This is a genomic window from Nonomuraea sediminis (assembly GCF_018531495.1).
In the GTDB taxonomy this organism is placed as follows: domain Bacteria; phylum Actinomycetota; class Actinomycetes; order Streptosporangiales; family Streptosporangiaceae; genus Nonomuraea; species Nonomuraea sediminis.
Genome location: NZ_JAHDTI010000013.1, coordinates 145,578 through 159,873, shown reverse-complemented (window position 1 = coordinate 159,873; position 14,296 = coordinate 145,578). Strand labels below are relative to the sequence as shown.

Annotated in this window: 19 protein-coding genes and 1 pseudogene; 11 read left to right on the top strand and 9 right to left on the bottom strand. The window is 70.1% G+C overall.

Annotated features, from left to right (window positions below; translation table 11 throughout):
* Positions 1–6: 6 nt before the first annotated feature.
* Both KIK09_RS42925 and KIK09_RS42920 read right to left on the bottom strand, forming a co-directional pair.
* A complete protein-coding gene (locus KIK09_RS42925) occupies positions 7–843 on the bottom strand; it encodes an undecaprenyl-diphosphate phosphatase (protein WP_214325266.1) in 837 nt (278 codons plus the stop codon).
* A 20-nt stretch (positions 844–863) separates the two neighbouring features.
* Positions 864–1,502: a TetR/AcrR family transcriptional regulator C-terminal domain-containing protein gene (locus KIK09_RS42920; protein WP_214325265.1), complete on the bottom strand. Its 639-nt coding sequence runs from the start codon at positions 1,500–1,502 to the stop codon at positions 864–866.
* Between the two features lie 83 nt (positions 1,503–1,585).
* On the opposite strand from KIK09_RS42920, the gene KIK09_RS42915 reads away from it, so the two are divergent.
* Positions 1,586–1,912 carry a hypothetical protein gene (locus KIK09_RS42915; RefSeq protein ID WP_214325264.1) on the top strand — a complete coding sequence of 109 codons (327 nt, stop codon included), beginning with the start codon at positions 1,586–1,588 and terminating at the stop codon, positions 1,910–1,912.
* On the opposite strand, the gene KIK09_RS42910 is transcribed toward KIK09_RS42915, so the two are convergent.
* Both KIK09_RS42910 and KIK09_RS42905 read right to left on the bottom strand, forming a co-directional pair.
* Complete coding sequence (locus KIK09_RS42910; protein ID WP_214325263.1) at positions 1,864–2,262, bottom strand: hypothetical protein; 399 nt, start codon at positions 2,260–2,262, stop codon at positions 1,864–1,866. The two genes, KIK09_RS42915 and KIK09_RS42910, sit on opposite strands and share 49 nt — an antisense overlap.
* Positions 2,259–2,711: a carboxymuconolactone decarboxylase family protein gene (locus tag KIK09_RS42905; RefSeq protein ID WP_214325262.1), complete on the bottom strand. Its 453-nt coding sequence runs from the start codon at positions 2,709–2,711 to the stop codon at positions 2,259–2,261. Before KIK09_RS42905 ends, KIK09_RS42910 begins: the two co-directional genes overlap by 4 nt.
* Before the next feature lie 98 nt (positions 2,712–2,809).
* Between KIK09_RS42905 and KIK09_RS42900 the strand changes: the two genes are divergently transcribed.
* The gene (locus KIK09_RS42900; RefSeq protein ID WP_308164666.1) at positions 2,810–3,754 is read left to right on the top strand and encodes a DNA polymerase domain-containing protein; all 945 of its coding nucleotides are present in this window, start codon (positions 2,810–2,812) and stop codon (positions 3,752–3,754) included.
* Here the strand turns inward: KIK09_RS42900 and KIK09_RS42895 are convergent.
* A complete protein-coding gene (locus KIK09_RS42895; RefSeq protein WP_214325261.1) occupies positions 3,729–4,568 on the bottom strand; it encodes a prenyltransferase/squalene oxidase repeat-containing protein in 840 nt (279 codons plus the stop codon). The two genes, KIK09_RS42900 and KIK09_RS42895, sit on opposite strands and share 26 nt — an antisense overlap.
* Positions 4,569–4,630: 62 nt before the next feature.
* The gene (locus tag KIK09_RS42890) at positions 4,631–5,062 is read right to left on the bottom strand and encodes an Lrp/AsnC family transcriptional regulator (RefSeq protein WP_214325260.1); all 432 of its coding nucleotides are present in this window, start codon (positions 5,060–5,062) and stop codon (positions 4,631–4,633) included.
* Between the two features lie 121 nt (positions 5,063–5,183).
* Here KIK09_RS42890 and KIK09_RS42885 point away from each other — a divergent pair, with 121 nt between their 5' ends.
* Genes KIK09_RS42885 through KIK09_RS42865 form a run of 5 tightly spaced genes read left to right on the top strand, consistent with a single transcriptional unit; the run spans position 5,184 to position 9,338 of the window.
* Positions 5,184–5,951, top strand: coding sequence for a tryptophan 2,3-dioxygenase (locus KIK09_RS42885; protein WP_214325259.1), 768 nt, complete (start codon positions 5,184–5,186; stop codon positions 5,949–5,951).
* A gap of 10 nt (positions 5,952–5,961) precedes the next feature.
* Positions 5,962–7,245, top strand: coding sequence for an FAD-dependent oxidoreductase (locus tag KIK09_RS42880; RefSeq protein ID WP_214325258.1), 1,284 nt, complete (start codon positions 5,962–5,964; stop codon positions 7,243–7,245).
* A gap of 30 nt (positions 7,246–7,275) precedes the next feature.
* Positions 7,276–7,911, top strand: a complete 636-nt coding sequence (locus KIK09_RS42875) for an HAD family hydrolase (protein WP_214325257.1) — start codon at positions 7,276–7,278, stop codon at positions 7,909–7,911.
* The gene (locus KIK09_RS42870) at positions 7,908–8,381 is read left to right on the top strand and encodes a GNAT family N-acetyltransferase (protein ID WP_214325256.1); all 474 of its coding nucleotides are present in this window, start codon (positions 7,908–7,910) and stop codon (positions 8,379–8,381) included. Before KIK09_RS42875 ends, KIK09_RS42870 begins: the two co-directional genes overlap by 4 nt.
* An 18-nt stretch (positions 8,382–8,399) precedes the next feature.
* Positions 8,400–9,338, top strand: a complete 939-nt coding sequence (locus tag KIK09_RS42865) for a ribose-phosphate diphosphokinase (RefSeq protein ID WP_214325255.1) — start codon at positions 8,400–8,402, stop codon at positions 9,336–9,338.
* On the opposite strand, the gene KIK09_RS42860 is transcribed toward KIK09_RS42865, so the two are convergent.
* Positions 9,325–9,885, bottom strand: coding sequence for a TetR/AcrR family transcriptional regulator (locus KIK09_RS42860; protein WP_214325254.1), 561 nt, complete (start codon positions 9,883–9,885; stop codon positions 9,325–9,327). The two genes, KIK09_RS42865 and KIK09_RS42860, sit on opposite strands and share 14 nt — an antisense overlap.
* Before the next feature lie 80 nt (positions 9,886–9,965).
* Here KIK09_RS42860 and KIK09_RS42855 point away from each other — a divergent pair, with 80 nt between their 5' ends.
* Genes KIK09_RS42855 through KIK09_RS42845 form a run of 3 tightly spaced genes read left to right on the top strand, consistent with a single transcriptional unit; the run spans position 9,966 to position 11,568 of the window.
* Positions 9,966–10,598, top strand: coding sequence for an FMN-dependent NADH-azoreductase (locus KIK09_RS42855; RefSeq protein WP_214325253.1), 633 nt, complete (start codon positions 9,966–9,968; stop codon positions 10,596–10,598).
* Complete coding sequence (locus KIK09_RS42850) at positions 10,595–10,909, top strand: DMT family transporter (RefSeq protein WP_214325252.1); 315 nt, start codon at positions 10,595–10,597, stop codon at positions 10,907–10,909. Before KIK09_RS42855 ends, KIK09_RS42850 begins: the two co-directional genes overlap by 4 nt.
* A 20-nt stretch (positions 10,910–10,929) precedes the next feature.
* A complete protein-coding gene (locus KIK09_RS42845) occupies positions 10,930–11,568 on the top strand; it encodes a maleylpyruvate isomerase N-terminal domain-containing protein (protein WP_214325251.1) in 639 nt (212 codons plus the stop codon).
* Positions 11,569–11,681: 113 nt separating this feature from the next.
* Here KIK09_RS42845 and KIK09_RS42840 read toward each other — a convergent pair whose 3' ends face one another.
* A complete protein-coding gene (locus tag KIK09_RS42840; protein WP_214325250.1) occupies positions 11,682–12,248 on the bottom strand; it encodes a TetR/AcrR family transcriptional regulator in 567 nt (188 codons plus the stop codon).
* Positions 12,249–12,323: 75 nt separating this feature from the next.
* Between KIK09_RS42840 and KIK09_RS58505 the strand changes: the two genes are divergently transcribed.
* Positions 12,324–13,529 carry an FAD-dependent monooxygenase gene (locus tag KIK09_RS58505; RefSeq protein WP_250574684.1) on the top strand — a complete coding sequence of 402 codons (1,206 nt, stop codon included), beginning with the start codon at positions 12,324–12,326 and terminating at the stop codon, positions 13,527–13,529.
* A 30-nt stretch (positions 13,530–13,559) separates the two neighbouring features.
* On the opposite strand, the pseudogene KIK09_RS42835 reads toward KIK09_RS58505, so the two are convergent.
* Positions 13,560–14,066, bottom strand: a pseudogene (locus tag KIK09_RS42835) (TetR/AcrR family transcriptional regulator); the annotation flags it as partial.
* Positions 14,067–14,296: the final 230 nt, after the last annotated feature.

The window sequence follows — 14,296 nt, the reverse complement described above, 5'->3', positions numbered from 1 at the left end:
GCGCGGCTAGGCGGTGAGGACGCCGCTGGTCAGCAGGCCGAGCAGGGCGACGCCGACGATGACGCGGTAGATCACGAAGGCGTTGAGCGAGTGGCGGGCGACGAACTTCAGCAGCCAGTCGATCGACAGGTAGGCCACCACGAAGGAGACCGCGGTGCCCACGACGAGCGGGAGCACGCCCACGCCGCCGCCCGTGGCGTCCTTGAGCTCGTAGAGGCCGGCACCGGTCAGCGCGGGGATCGACAGGAAGAACGACAGCCTGGTCGCCGCGACCCGGTTCAGCCCGCGGATCAGGCCGGTGGAGATCGTCGCGCCGGAGCGGCTGAAGCCGGGGAACAGCAGCGCGAGGATCTGCGAGGAGCCCACGATCATGGCGTCGGCCAGGGTGGTGTGCTCCTCGCCGCGCTTGAGGGTGGCCATCCTGTCGGCGGCGTACATGATCCCGCTGCCGACGATCAGCGAGCCGGCCACCACCCACAGCGAGGCGAGCGGCCCCTCGATGAGCGGCTTGAACAGCAGGCCCGCGACCACGATCGGGATGGTGGCGAAGACCACCCACCAGGCGAACTTGTAGTCGTGATCCTTCCTGGCCTCCGCGTTGGTCAGCCCGCGCCCCCAGGCGACGACGAAACGCACGATGTCGCGGAAGAAGTACACCAGGACCGCGGCGATCGCCCCGACCTGGATCACGGCGGTGAAGCCCACCACCGCGTGGTCGGTCACCGGGATGCCCATGAGGCCCTCGGCGATCTTGAGGTGGCCGGTGGAGGAGACGGGCAGGAACTCCGTCAACCCCTCCACCACGCCGAGGACGATGGCCTGGCCGATGTCGATCGCGCTCACGCGCAGAGTGTATTGCCGGGTTAGTCCTTCCGAGACGCGAAACCCCGGATCAGGATGTCGATGGTTGCGGAGAAGCGGCTGTCGAAGTCGAGCCCGGCACCGGTGGCGAACGACTCGGCCAGCAGCGGGAAGTCGTCGGCGGGCAACTGCTCCCCCATCGCGTCCTCGTGGCCCGGCGTGGCGCCCGCCTCGGCGAGCGTGTGCCCGATGACGAACATCGTGACCGCGTTCAGCGTGTCCATGGCCCGCCCGAGGCCCACACCCTGGGAACAGAGCACGGCCAGCCCCGACTCCAGGATGCGGAAGGCGCCGGGCGAGTTGACCGGCCGGGTGGCCAGCACGCCGAGCATGGCGGGGTGCTCGAGCAGCGTGGCGCGCAAGCCGTGGGCGATGTCGGCCACGGCCTGCTGCCACGGCGTCTCCGGGTCGGGCGTGAGGCGGGCCATCGACCGCTCGAGCATCCGCTCCACCATGCCGTCCAGCAGCTCGGCCTTGCTGGCGACGTAGTAGTAGAGCGTCATCCCCTCCACGCCCATCGCGGTGCCCAGTTTGCGGGTGGACAGGGCGGCCAGGCCGTGCTCGTCGACGAAGTCGATCGCCGCGTCGAGGATCTTCTCCCTGCTCAACCCGGCTCGGGGCCTGGACCTGCGGTCGGCCATGGAAAGCACACCCCTTGACTTATCTTGCACCGTAAGAAACACTTTCTCTTGCAGTGCAAGAATAACCGAAGGGGGAGCTTCCCATGCTGATCGCCGCCATGTCCCGCAGGCTCAACGAGGGCGTCGACTACGCCACCTTCCGCAAGGCCTGGATCCCGGACGAGATCGTCCCCGGCGACCCGCGCACCCGCGTCCTCAGCGCGCTGAACGTCGAGGATCCCCGGGAGCTGCTCACCATCGCGCTGATCGAGAACGCCGAGGCATCCGAGATCCCCGCCTGGATGGAGCGTCTGACCCCGATCGAGGCCCGCCGCTACGAGCGCATCAAAGACCTGGTCAGCGAGCCGACGCTGAACGCGGTCTACGAAGTCGTCTCCGAGGACGACCTGTCCAAGCCCATCGCCGGGTGAGCCGCCCGGCAGCGCAGGCGGACGAAGGCCAGCCGTCCGAGCGCCGCCACCCGCTCGGGCAGGGCCTCCTGGTCGCCCTGGTGGCGGTTCACCTCGCTCACGGTCACCTCGACCGCGGTGAAGCCGGGCGCCCTGGCCATCCGCTCCGCCGCGATCCTGGCGGTGCCGACGGCGACGAACCCGTCGAAGACCACCGCGACCCGGGCGGTCTCCCACAGCACACCCCGTCGCACGCTCAGCAGGATCGTCCGGTCGTCGGCCCGGACCGCCCCCGACACCGGCACGGCCCGCAGCCCCTCGGTGACCAGCACCGCGACCAGGTCCGCCGGCCAGCTCGGCAGGATGGTCACCAGGCTCCGGCCACCTGCCTGGTCGTGGCGTTGAGCCTGTTGAACAGGTTGGTCACGCCGATCATCAGCACGATCGCGGCCAGCCCCTTCTCGTCGTAGTGGTCGGCCACCTCGTCCCAGACGTCGTCGGGCACCGCGTCGCCGCGGTCGGCCAGCCGGGTCGCGTGCTCGGCCAGGTTCAGCGCCGCACGCTCGGCATCGGTGAAGTAGGACGTCTCACGCCAGGCGGCCACCGCGAACAGCCGCTCGTCGGTCTCACCGGCCTTCTTGGCGGTCTTGGCGCCGGCGTCGACGCAGGCGCTGCAGCCGTTGACCTGGCTGACGCGCAGGTGCACCAGCTCCATCGTGGTCTGGGGCACGCCGCCTTCCTTGGCGGCCTTGAACAGCGACTGGATGGACTCCATCGCGCCTGGCAGGAGCATGGCCGGATTCTTCATTCTCGCCTGCATGTCGGGCTTCCTTCCGATTGGTTCGGCATCTGCGAACAACGGTAGGAGTGGGGGTGTTCGCCTGGCTTCTCCATTCCTGATCGTGTTGACTTGGCCTGGTGACCAGCGATGAGACGCGAGACGGGGTGCCGCTCACCAATCTCGATCAGCCGCTGTTCGACGGCGCGGACGCGACGAAGCGGGACCTGGTCGACTACCTCGACGCCGTCCGCGACCGGATCATCCCGGTCCTGCGGGACCTGCCGCTGTCGGTGATCCGGGTGCGCCCAGGCCAGCCGGCGTTCATGCAGAAGAACGTGCCCAAGTACGCGCCGTCGTGGGTGCGGACCGTGTCGGTCTGGGCGGAGACGTCCCGCCGCCAGGTGTCCTACGCGCTGTGCAACGACCGCAGGACCCTGCTGTGGTTCGCCAACCAGCGCGCCGTGGAGTACCATCCCGCGCTGCTGCGCGGCGACCACCTGGTGCTCGACCTCGACCCGCCTGCCGGCGAACCGTTCACGCTCGCCGTACGGGCCGCGCAGCTCGTACGGCAGGCAGGGGCGGCGGCCGGGCTGAGCGGCGCGGTGAAGACCAGCGGCGCCAAGGGCTTGCACGTGTTCTTCCCGCTGGAGCCGGGGAGCTCGATGGACGACCTGGCGGCGGCGACCAGGGCGCTGGCCGCGCGGGCCGAGCGGATCGACCCCGAGCTGGGGACGACGGCGTTCATCCGCGAGGACCGGGAGGGCAAGGTGTTCCTGGACTCCACCCGGGCGGGCGGGGCGACGATCGCGGCCGCCTACAGCCCGCGGGTGCGCCCGTGCGCGCCGGTGTCCTTCCCCGTGGCCTGGGACGACCTCGACCGGGTCACGCCCGCGGACTTCACCATCAAGACCGCGGTGGGGCTGCTCGGCGACCGCGATCCGTGGGCGGAGCTGATGCCGGAGCCGCAGCCCCTGCCCGCGGACCTCGTCGAGGAGGGCCACACGATCCCCGTCGCCCGCGTCCAGGCCATGCACGAGGGCAAGCGGCGTAAGCGGCTCACCGATTCCGACGCAGGATCTTGATCGCGTTGATCGTCAGCATGCCGCGCCACTCCAGCGGCGACTGAGCGGAGAAGCCGGCGTACTCCACCGGCCAGCCACCGTCGTCCTGCTGCAGGCCGGCCAGCCGGTCCAGATCGGCCCGTACCACGGCCGGGTCGAGCAGAGCGCGGGCGGGGCCGTCGGGGTAGGGGGCGAAGTCGAGCGGCCGGACGTACTCCTCCTCGGTGCCGCCCGCCACGTGCACCCGCCCGTCGGCGGGGATGAACCTGCCCAGCTTGGCCAGCAGGTCGGCGTCGCCCACGGTGTCGAGGAAGCGGACCGCGAAGGACAGCACCAGCGAGTGCGGCATCTCGTCCAGCGCGGCGATGGCCGACCTGCAGTACTCGGTGGCGCGGGCCAGCCACGGATGCCCGGCCACAGCCGGCACACGGTGCGCGGTCGCCGCGACGATCGAGGTGATCTGCAGCGAGGACACGGTGGGGTCGGCGCTCGCCCACCAGGGCGCGCAGCCGGCGGGATCGCTGACCGGCAGCGCGAACGGCAGCCCGCCGTCGGGCAGCGTGACCGACGCCAGCCAGTCGCACAGCTCGAGCGCCCGCGGCGAGGGAACGTCCTCGAACACCTCGAAGGCGTGCAGCGCGCCGCCCGGCTGGCTCTCCCCCGCGCGCAGGTCGGGCTCGAGCCCCCAGCCGTACCCGCCGTCAGGATTGCGGTAGGCCTCCAGCGCCGCCAGTGTGGCGGCCGGGTCGCCCTCACCCATGAGCACCCTGAAGCGGTGCCGGTCGAGGATGCGGGCGTGGGTTGCCATGAAGGACTTCGCCTTGTTCGTATCCATGTCACCCACGCTAGGTCTGACCTGCGGCTACGGTCTTGTAGATTTCAGCCGTCCGCGGGCCGCTAGGCGGTGACCGCGCGCCAGGCGACGGGGCTGGACAGGATCATGCTGCTCGACGGCTGGCCGTGCTGGGCCAGCTGGTCGATCAGCGCCTCGAACTCCACCATCGAGGTGGTGGTCACGCGCAGCAGGCAGCAGGTGTCGCCGGTGAGCCGGTCCACCTGGAGGATCTCCGGCCAGCTCAGCACATTCTCATCCCGCAGCACGCACAGCGGCCCGTAGCACGACATCCGGATCACAGCCTGGACGTGCCGCCCGGCCAGCTCCGGATCCACCTTCGCGTGATACCCGGTGATGATTCCGGATTCCTCCATGCGCCTGACCCGCTCGGCCACCGCCGGTGCCGACAGGTGCACCCTGCGCGACAGCTCGCTGTAAGAAAGCCGGGCATCGGCCTGCAATTCGGCCATAAGGGCCCAATCCATCGCATCCATTGTCACTCCTTGTGACTCTCAAAGCCGAAGCCGCTCAATGGCTTCAGATCGTAAACCAGAACGCGCCATGCACCATCGAACGCACCTGTGGTGACCGGCGATAACCAGCGACGATGTGGGCATGGTCACGCCCTACGACGACTATGTGGGCACAGCGACGCTGCACAGCCTGCAGCACCCGCTCACCGACGCCCCCGAGGAGCCAGCCTTCCTGGTGACCACCCAGGTCATGGAGCTGTACTTCGGACTGCTCCGCACCGAGTGGCGCCTTGCTCAGCGCCAGCTCGACGCCGACGACGCCGAGGCGGCCACGCTCTCGCTGCGCCGCAGCGTGCGGCACTTCGAGGCGCTCAACGCCACCTGGGCCTCGCTCAGCTGGCTCACGCCCGACCAGTTCAACCGCTTCCGCCCGGCGCTCGGCGAGGCCTCGGGATTCCAGTCGGCCATGTACCGGCACGTGGAGTTCCTGCTCGGCAACAAGAGCTCCGCGCTGCTGCGCCCCTACAAGCGCGTCCCCGAGGTGTACGGCGAGCTGCACGCCGCCATGCAGGCCCCCAGCCTGTACGACTCGGTGCTGGCGCTGCTGGCCAGGCGGGGATTCGACGTGCCCGCCGAGATCCGCGCCGAGGACGCCGAGCCGGATCCCCGGGTCGAGGCGGCCTGGCTGGCGATCTACCGCGGCACCGCCACGGACCTGCGCGAGCTGGCCGAGACCCTGGTCGAGCTGGCCGTGCAGTTCTCCGACTGGCGCTACCGGCACGTGCTGGCCGTACGCCGCTCGATGGGCGGCAAGCCCGGCACAGGCGGCTCCAACGGTGTGCGCTTCCTGGAGCAGAGCGCCAGGCGCGACGTCTTCCCCGAGCTGTGGTCCGCCCGCACCCACCTGTGAGGAGCCCCCCATGGAGGTCACCGTCATCGGCGCCGGCCTGGTCGGCTGCCTGCTGACCTGCTTCCTGGCCCGCCGCGGCCACGAGGTCACGCTCTACGAGCGCCGCCCCGACCCGCGCACCGGCCAGGAGGACAAGGGCCGGTCGATCAACCTGGCCATCTCCGAGCGCGGCCTGGACGCGCTGCGCCGGGTCGGGCTGGCCGACCGCGTGCTGGCCGAGGCGCTGCCGATGCGCGGCAGGATGATGCACGCCGTGGACGGCACGCTGACGTTCCAGCACTACAGCGCCGACGGCCGGCAGGCGATCAACTCGATCGGCCGCGGCGCGCTCAACCGGCTCCTGCTGGAGGCGGCGCTGGAACTGCCGGGCGTCACGGTCCGCTTCGACCACCGCCTGACGGGGATCTCCGGCGGCGAGCTCGAGTTCAACGGCTCCATCAAGGAGAAGGCGCAGGTCGTGCTCGGCGCCGACGGCGCCTACAGCGCGGTGCGCGAGCGGCTGCGCGGGCTGCCCGGCGTGAACTACAGCCAGGACTACCTGGACTACGGCTACAAGGAGTTGACCATCCCGCCGGGGTCGGGCCTGGATCCTGGCGCGCTGCACATCTGGCCGCGCGGCTCGTCCATGATGATCGCGCTGCCGAACCCGGACGACTCGTTCACCTGCACGCTGTTCTGGCCGTCCGCGGACTTCGACCTGCCCGATCCGCTGTCGTACTTCACCCGCCACTACCCCGACGCCGTCATGCCTGACCTGGCCGCCGACTTCGCCGCCAACCCGGTCGGGCATCTGGTCACCGTACGCTGCTCGCCGTGGCAGCTGACCGCTGACGAGGTGACGATCGGCCTGGTGGGCGACGCGGCGCACGCCATCGTGCCCTTCTACGGCCAGGGGGCCAACTGCGGGTTCGAGGACTGCGTCGAGCTGGACCGCTGCCTGGACGAGACGGGCGACGACTTCCCTGCCGCGCTGGAGCTGTACGAGCGGCGGCGCAAGCCCAACGCCGACACGATCGCCGACCTGGCGCTGGACAACTTCGTCGAGATGCGCGACCGGGTCGCCTCCCGCGCCTTCCTGGCGGGCAAGCGGTTCGAGCACGCGCTCGAACGGCTGCTGCCCGGCCGCTACGTGTCGCGCTACGAGCTGGTCTCCTTCTCCACGGTCCCCTACTCCGACATCAAGCGGCGCATCAGCCGCCAGCGCCTCACCCTCGCCGCCGCGGCGGGCGGGCTCGGGCTGCTGGGCTACCTGGCGTTCAGACTCTCCGCAGCAGCCAGAGGCAGGTCTCGCTAGCCCGCCGAGGCGGTGTGATTAGCTGATCGGGTGGAAGCGTGTGTTTTCGACCTCGACGGCGTCCTCGTCGACTCCGAGCCCGTCTGGGAGTCGGTGCGCCGGGCCTACGTGGCCGACCACGGCGGCACCTGGCAGCCCGACACCCAGTCGCGCCTGATGGGCATGAGCACCTCGGAGTGGGCCTCCTACCTGCACTCTCTGGGGGTACGGCAGTCGCCGCCCGAGATCGCGCGCGGGGTGGTCGACGAGATGGCCGCCCGCTACGCCGCCGGGGTCCCGCTGCTTCCCGGCGCGGTCGAGGCCGTCAAGCGCATGGCCGCCGCGGTACCCGTCGGCCTGGCCAGTTCCTCGCCGCGGCGGCTGATCGACGTGGTGCTGTCGGTGACCGGCCTCGGCGAGTACTTCGCGGCCACCGTCTCGACGGAGGAGGTGGCCCGCGGCAAGCCCGCCCCCGACGGTTACCTGGAAGCCGCCTCCCATCTCGGCGTCGCCCCTGACAGGTGCCTGGCCGTGGAGGACTCGAGCAACGGCCTCCGCTCGGCCCACGCCGCCGGCATGCGCGTGATCGCCATCCCGCACCCCGCCTACCCTCCTGCCCCCGACGCCCTGGCGATGGCCTGGCGCGTCCTGCCCGGCCTCGACGCCCTGACGCCCGAGCTGCTGTGATCCGCCCGCGCACCGCTCACGACCTCGAGGCCTGCGTCAGCGCCCTGCGCCAGGTCCAGGCCGCCGACCGCTACCCGGTCGACTGGCCCGACGACCCGCGCCGCTGGCTCACGCCCGGTGATCTGATCCAGGCCTGGGTGGCGGTCTCCGGCGCCGTGGTCGGGCACGTCGGGATCGCCCGTGCGGAAACCCTCGAACCGGCCGTGGCGGAGGCGCTCGGCTCGTCCACGGGGAAGGCGCTGACGCGGCTGTTCGTCACCCCGGCCGCCCGCGGCACCGGGCTCGCCGCCCGGCTGCTCGACACCGCGTCGGAAAGCGGGGAGCGGCTGACGCTGGAGGTGTCGCACGAGGGCACGGCCGCCATCGCGTTCTACGAACGGGCAGGGTGGCGCCGGGTGTGCAGCACAAGGGCACGGTGGCTCGACAGTGCGGGGTTACCCGCCCTGGTGCATCACTATGCGAGCCCGTGAAGCTATCCTTTGTGAATCGTGCGGGACATCACGGTATTCAGCGGCAGTGCACACCCCGAGCTGGCAGAGGAGATCTGCGCCCAGCTGGACACTCCGCTCCACTCTGTCAAGATCGACCGGTTCGCCAACGACGTGCTCGAGGTGCAGTTGCAGGCCAACTGCCGTGAGCGGGACGTCTTCCTGATCCAGCCGCTGGTGCCGCCGGTGCAGGAGCACCTGGTCGAGCTGCTGCTGATGCTGGACGCCGCCAGGGGCGCCTCGGCCGCCCGCACCACCGTGGTGATGCCGCACTACGCCTACGCCCGGTCGGACAAGAAGGACGCGCCGCGCATCTCGATCGGGGCCAGGCTGGTGGCCGACCTGCTGGTGGCGGCGGGCGCGAGCAGGGTGCTGACCATGACGCTGCACTCCCCGCAGGTGCACGGCTTCTTCAGCGTCCCCGTCGACCACCTGCACGCGCTGCGCGAGCTGGCCGCCCACTTCCGCCAGTACGACCTGTCCAACACCGTGGTCGTCTCGCCCGACCTGGGCAACGCCAAGGAGGCGGCGGCCTTCGCCCGCATGCTCGGCGCCGACGTGGCCGTGGGCGCCAAGCAGCGCTTCCCCGACGACCGCGTGGTGATCAGCTCGGTGATCGGCGACGTGACGGGCAAGGACGTGATCATCCTCGACGACGAGATCGCCAAGGGCAGCACGGTCATCGAGCTCCTCGGCCGCCTGCGGGAGCGGGGCGCCAGGTCGGTGCGGGTCGCCTGCACGCACGGCCTGTTCGCCGGCGGCGCCGTCGAGCGCCTCGGCAACCACCCGGAGGTCCTGGAGATCGTCGCCACCAACACGGTCCCGCCGCCCAAGCCCAGCGACAAGCTCACGATCCTGTCGATCGCCCCGGCCCTGGCCGAGGCCATGCGCCGCATCCACGACGGCGAATCCGTCAGCTCCCTGTTCAGCACGTCCTGACGTCGAGCACCCGCGTCAGGCGGGTCAGTGCCCCGGTGATCTGGTCGGGGGTGAGGGCGCGGTCGGTGCGCTGGTAGCGGTAGACGTCGGGGGCCAGGGGCGCGAGGAGGGTGTCCACCAGCGCGTCGGGGTCGGGGGTGCCCGCGGCGACCAGGAGCGAGCGGACGTGGACGCGCCAGAAGCCGTACGCGCCCGTCTCGAAGCGCGTGCGCCCCACCTCCGCACCCAGGACCAGGTGGGCGTGGTTCTCCAGGAGCTCCACCATGGCCGCGTAGAAGGCGGCCAGGCGTTCGGCCGGGGGCGCGCCGGGACCGAGTGGAGGATCCCCGCGTAGGAGCTTTTCCTGTAGCGCGCTCTCGTGCGCGTCGAGCAGCGCCACCGCGATCGAGGCCCGGTCCGGGTAGCGGCGGTACAGGGTCCCGCGCCCCACTCCGGCCGCCTTGGCGATGTCGTCCATCGTCACGTCCTGCGGCGACCTGGCCGCGAACAGCTCCGCGGCGGCCTCCAGGATCCGTGCGCGGTTGCGCGCGGCGTCTGCTCTTTCCATGCATCCGAGTATATGTGGACACCATGTCCGCTTATCGCTTATGCTCTCAACCGGACACAGTGTCCACATAAGGAGAGATCATGAGCAACCTCTTGCACCTCGACGCCAGCGCCCGCCGTAAGTCGTTCTCGCGCGAGCTGTCGAAGGCCTACGCCACCACCTGGCGCGCCGCCCACCCCGACGCCGGCTACGTCTACCGCGACCTGGCCGCCGACCCTGTGCCCCACATCACCGAGGCCTGGACCGAGCTGTGCGACTACGTGCTCGCCCACGAGATCACCGACATCTCCCGGTACGGCGAGGCCGTCCGCACCCCCGCCCAGGAGGAGGCGTGGACGACGCTGAAGCCGATGCTCGACGAGGTGGTGGCCGCCGACGTGGTGCTCATCGGGACCCCGATGTACAACTTCTCGATCCCGTCGTCGCTGAAGGCCTGGCTGGACCAGATCACCTTCCCCAAGATGTCGCTGAAGGGCCGCTCGTTCGTGGTGACCGGCGCGCGGGGCGGCGCCTACGGACCTGGCACGCCGCGCGAGCCCGTCGACCACGAGGAGCGCTACCTGCGCGACTTCTTCAAGGGCCACTTCGCGGTGGAGGACGTCACGTTCATCCACACCGAGCTGACCAACTCCCTGCTCGACCCGGCCATCGCGCACCTGCGGGACAAGCACGAGCACTCGCGCCAGGCGGCACTTGCGGAGGTGACCCGGTGAACTGGCTCGTCCTGTTCCTCGCGGGCCTGGTGGAGGTGGCCTGGTCGCAGAGCATCAAGCCCACCCAGAACTTCACCAAGCCCGTCCCGACCATCATCTCGCTCGTCCTGATGGCGGCCGCGGTACTGCTGCTGTCCTACGCGATGAACACGCTCCCCGTCGGCACGTCCTACGCGGTGTTCACGGGAATCGGCGCCGTCGGCGCGATCACGCTGGGGATCCTGCTCAACGACGACCCCGTTTCCGTGGGAAGGATGGCGGCTCTCGCGCTGATTGTCGGGGGGATAGTCTTGGCGCGAGTAACCACCTGAAACCGGAGGAAGGGCCGCGAATGGGTGAGATTCGGGAGTCCTATCTCGTCGCTGCGTCCTCGGCTGTCGCGCTCCTGCGCGACCCGGCCGTCGCCGCGGCGTGGGACAAGCCCAGCGCGCTGCTGGAGTTCAGCGTCGCGGGGCTGGCGGGACACCTGGCACACCAACTGGTCCGCGTGGAGGCCCTCCTACCCGGCACCGAGCAGGACGTCGACCCGATCCCGCTGCTCGAGCACTACGCCCGCTCCGCCTGGGTCCAGGCGGGTCTCGATCACGAGAGCAACGTCGGCATCCGCCAGGCCGGCGAGGCGGCGGCCAAGGAAGGACCCGCCGCGGTGGCGGCCAGGACCGAAACGCTGCTGGCCGCCCAGCGGACCGCGCTGCCCGCCCAGCCAGACGACCGGATCGTCCACATCGCCTCGTCAGGATGGTCGCTGCGGCTGGACGACTTCCTGCTCACCCGCGTGATGGAGCTCGTCGTCCACGCCGACGACCTGGCCTCCAGCGTCGGCCTCGAGACTCCCGCCCTGCCTTCCACCGTGATCGACCCGGTGGTGGATCTGCTCGCTCGGCTCGCCGTACACAGGCATGGCGCCACAGCCGTCATCAGAACCCTCAGCCGAGCCGAACGCGCTCCCGCCACCATCAGCGCCTTCTGACACCCCCCATGCACCACGATCACCCCCACTTACGACAGCGTGCGACGCGGCCGACCAACTTGGAACGCGCCAGAACGTGGCGCGAAGCAGCAGGCGGGCGGCGGGGCTCGGCGTCAAAGATTGAGCATGCGAAGGGCCGCGGAGACCTCGGCGCCCTTGAGAGCCGTCGCGGGGTCTATCAGCCACTGGCCCACCAGGCCCGTGAGCATCGCCTGGTAGAACGTGCCGACCAGGCGGGCCCGCTCGGGCTCGGCCGCCGGGTCGATGCCCTCGAAGAGCTGGGCCAGACCGTACCGGGCCTCGAGGATGTTCTGGGCGAGCTGTTTGCGCACCTCCGGCAGATGGTCGAGCTGGCTGAGCAGCTCGAACTGCGTGATCCAGAGCGGCCGCAGCCGGTCGAAGGAGGCGATGATCCGGTCCCACGCCGCCTCGAAGCGTTCCGCGGGCGTGGCGTCGGGGCTGATGTCGGCGGCCAGCGCGGCCTCCATCTCGTCGCCCCACTCGCGCATGACCTCGAACAACGCCTCGTTCATCAGGGCGTCCTTGGACCTGAAGTGATAGCCGATCCCGGCCAGGCTCACCCCTGAGGCGTTGGCGATGTCGCGCGCGGTGGTGCGCGAGAAGCCCTTGTCCCGCAGGCACTTCTTCGCGGCTTCCAGAAGATCTTCGCGGTTACCCATGCCTCCAGAGTCTAACACGTACGTCTCAAAACATCGTCCTAGACAAGCGTCTCAGACTTCTGTACCGTTCTCGCCATGACGAACATTCTGATCTCCGGCGCGAGCATCGCGGGCACCTCCATCGCCTACTGGCTGCGGCGTCACGGCTTCACCCCGACGGTCGTGGAGCGGGCTCCGTCGATCCGCGAGGGCGGCTACAAGGTCGACATCCGCGGCAAGGCGCTCGACGTGGTCGAGCGGATGGGCATCATGGACCGGGTCCGCGCCAGGAGCACGGAGATGCGCGTCGCCACCCACTACGACGCCAAGGGCCGCAAGGTCGCCGCGATGGACGCGGACCTGTTCGGCGGGCGCGAGGGCGCCGACGAGGAGATCATGCGGGGCGACCTCAACGAGATCCTCTACGACCTGACCCGCAGCGAGGTCGAGTACATCTTCGGCGACTCGATCACGAGCATCTCCGAGGACGGCCTGGTCACCTTCGAGCGTTCCCCCGCCCGCCGCTTCGACCTGGTCATCGGCGCCGACGGCGTGCACTCCAACACCCGCAGGATCGTCTTCGGCGACGAGTCGCAGTTCATCCGCGACCTGGGCTACCGCGTCTCGATCTCGACCGTGCCCAACACGCTCGGCCTCGACCGCGAGGAAGCGGTGCACGCGGCGCCCGGCCGTACCGCCAACGTCTACAGCACCCGGCACGACACCAGCGCGAAGGCGCTGTTCATGTGGTCGTCCACCGAGCCCTACGACTACCGCGACGTGGCGCAGCAGAAGAGGCAGCTGACCGAGGCCATGGCCGGCGTCGGCTGGAAGGTGCCCGAGCTGCTCACGGCCGTCGGCCAGGCCAGGGACTTCTACTTCGACTCGATCAGCCAGATCCACATGGACCGCTGGTCGCGCGGGCGGGTCGTGCTGCTCGGCGACGCGGCCTACTGCGCCTCCCCCGCCTCGGGGCAGGGCACCAGCCTGGCGCTCGTGGGCGCCTACGTCCTGGCGGGCGAGCTCGCGTCACACGCCAGGATCGAGGACGCCTTCGCGGCCTACGAGCGCGAGATGCGGCCGTTCGTGGAGAAGAACCAGAAGCTCGGCCCGGCCAACGTCAAGGGCATGGTCATCCCGTCAAAGTTCGCGATCTGGGTCCAGCTCCGGGCGATCAAGCTGATGCCGCACATGCCTGGCCGCGACAAGATGATCGAGCGGATCGCCGGTCCCATCCGCGAGGCGGCCGTCGCCATCACGCTGAAGGACTACCAGGCCGGCCACCAGCGCACTCAGGCCTAGGTCGAAGGCCTCCATGGCGCGCTCGGGATGCTCACCCGCAAGAGCCGACGACAGCAGCGGCACCTCGCGCCCGGCGGGATCGATCATGACGCTGGGCGCGACGAGGTCGAGCGCCGACCCGATCGCGAACGACTCGACCGCCGTGAACACGGCGACCACCCGGTCCTTGGGCCAGCCGGCGCCCTCCAGGAGCGACACGGCCCGCTCGTACATCTCAAGAGTGAGCGACGACCTGATCGTCGTGTTGGCCAGCAGCCGGATCGTGTTCGGATGCCGGGCGAAGGCCGCCACGTACGACCTGGCCCAGAGCGTCAGCGCCGTCGGCCAGTGGCCGGCGTCGAGCGCCTCCAGGTCCATCTCGGTGACCACCAGGTCGCGGATGCCCTCGATGATCTCCTCGCGCCCCGACACGTGGTTGTAGAGCGAGGCGGCCCGCACGCCGAGCCTGCGCGCCAGGCGCGTCACCGTCAGCGCCTCCGCGCCCTCCTCGTCCACGAGAAGCAGCGCCTCGGCGAAGAGGCGCTCCCGATCCAGCATCGGCCGTCTGCCCATGTCTTCCATTCTCCGGCAGAGCGGGGTACTGTCCCCTCCCAATAAACTAAAGCATTTAGTTTTGGGTCACGCAGATCGTGCTGTCGCTGGTGATCATCCTGCTGGGCACGCCGGCCGGGTCCGACCCGTACAGCGTGATCTTCCTGGACCAACGGCACCGGCATGCGCATCCGCCGCCGCGACCCCGGACGCTACGCCCAGCTCACGACCGTCGA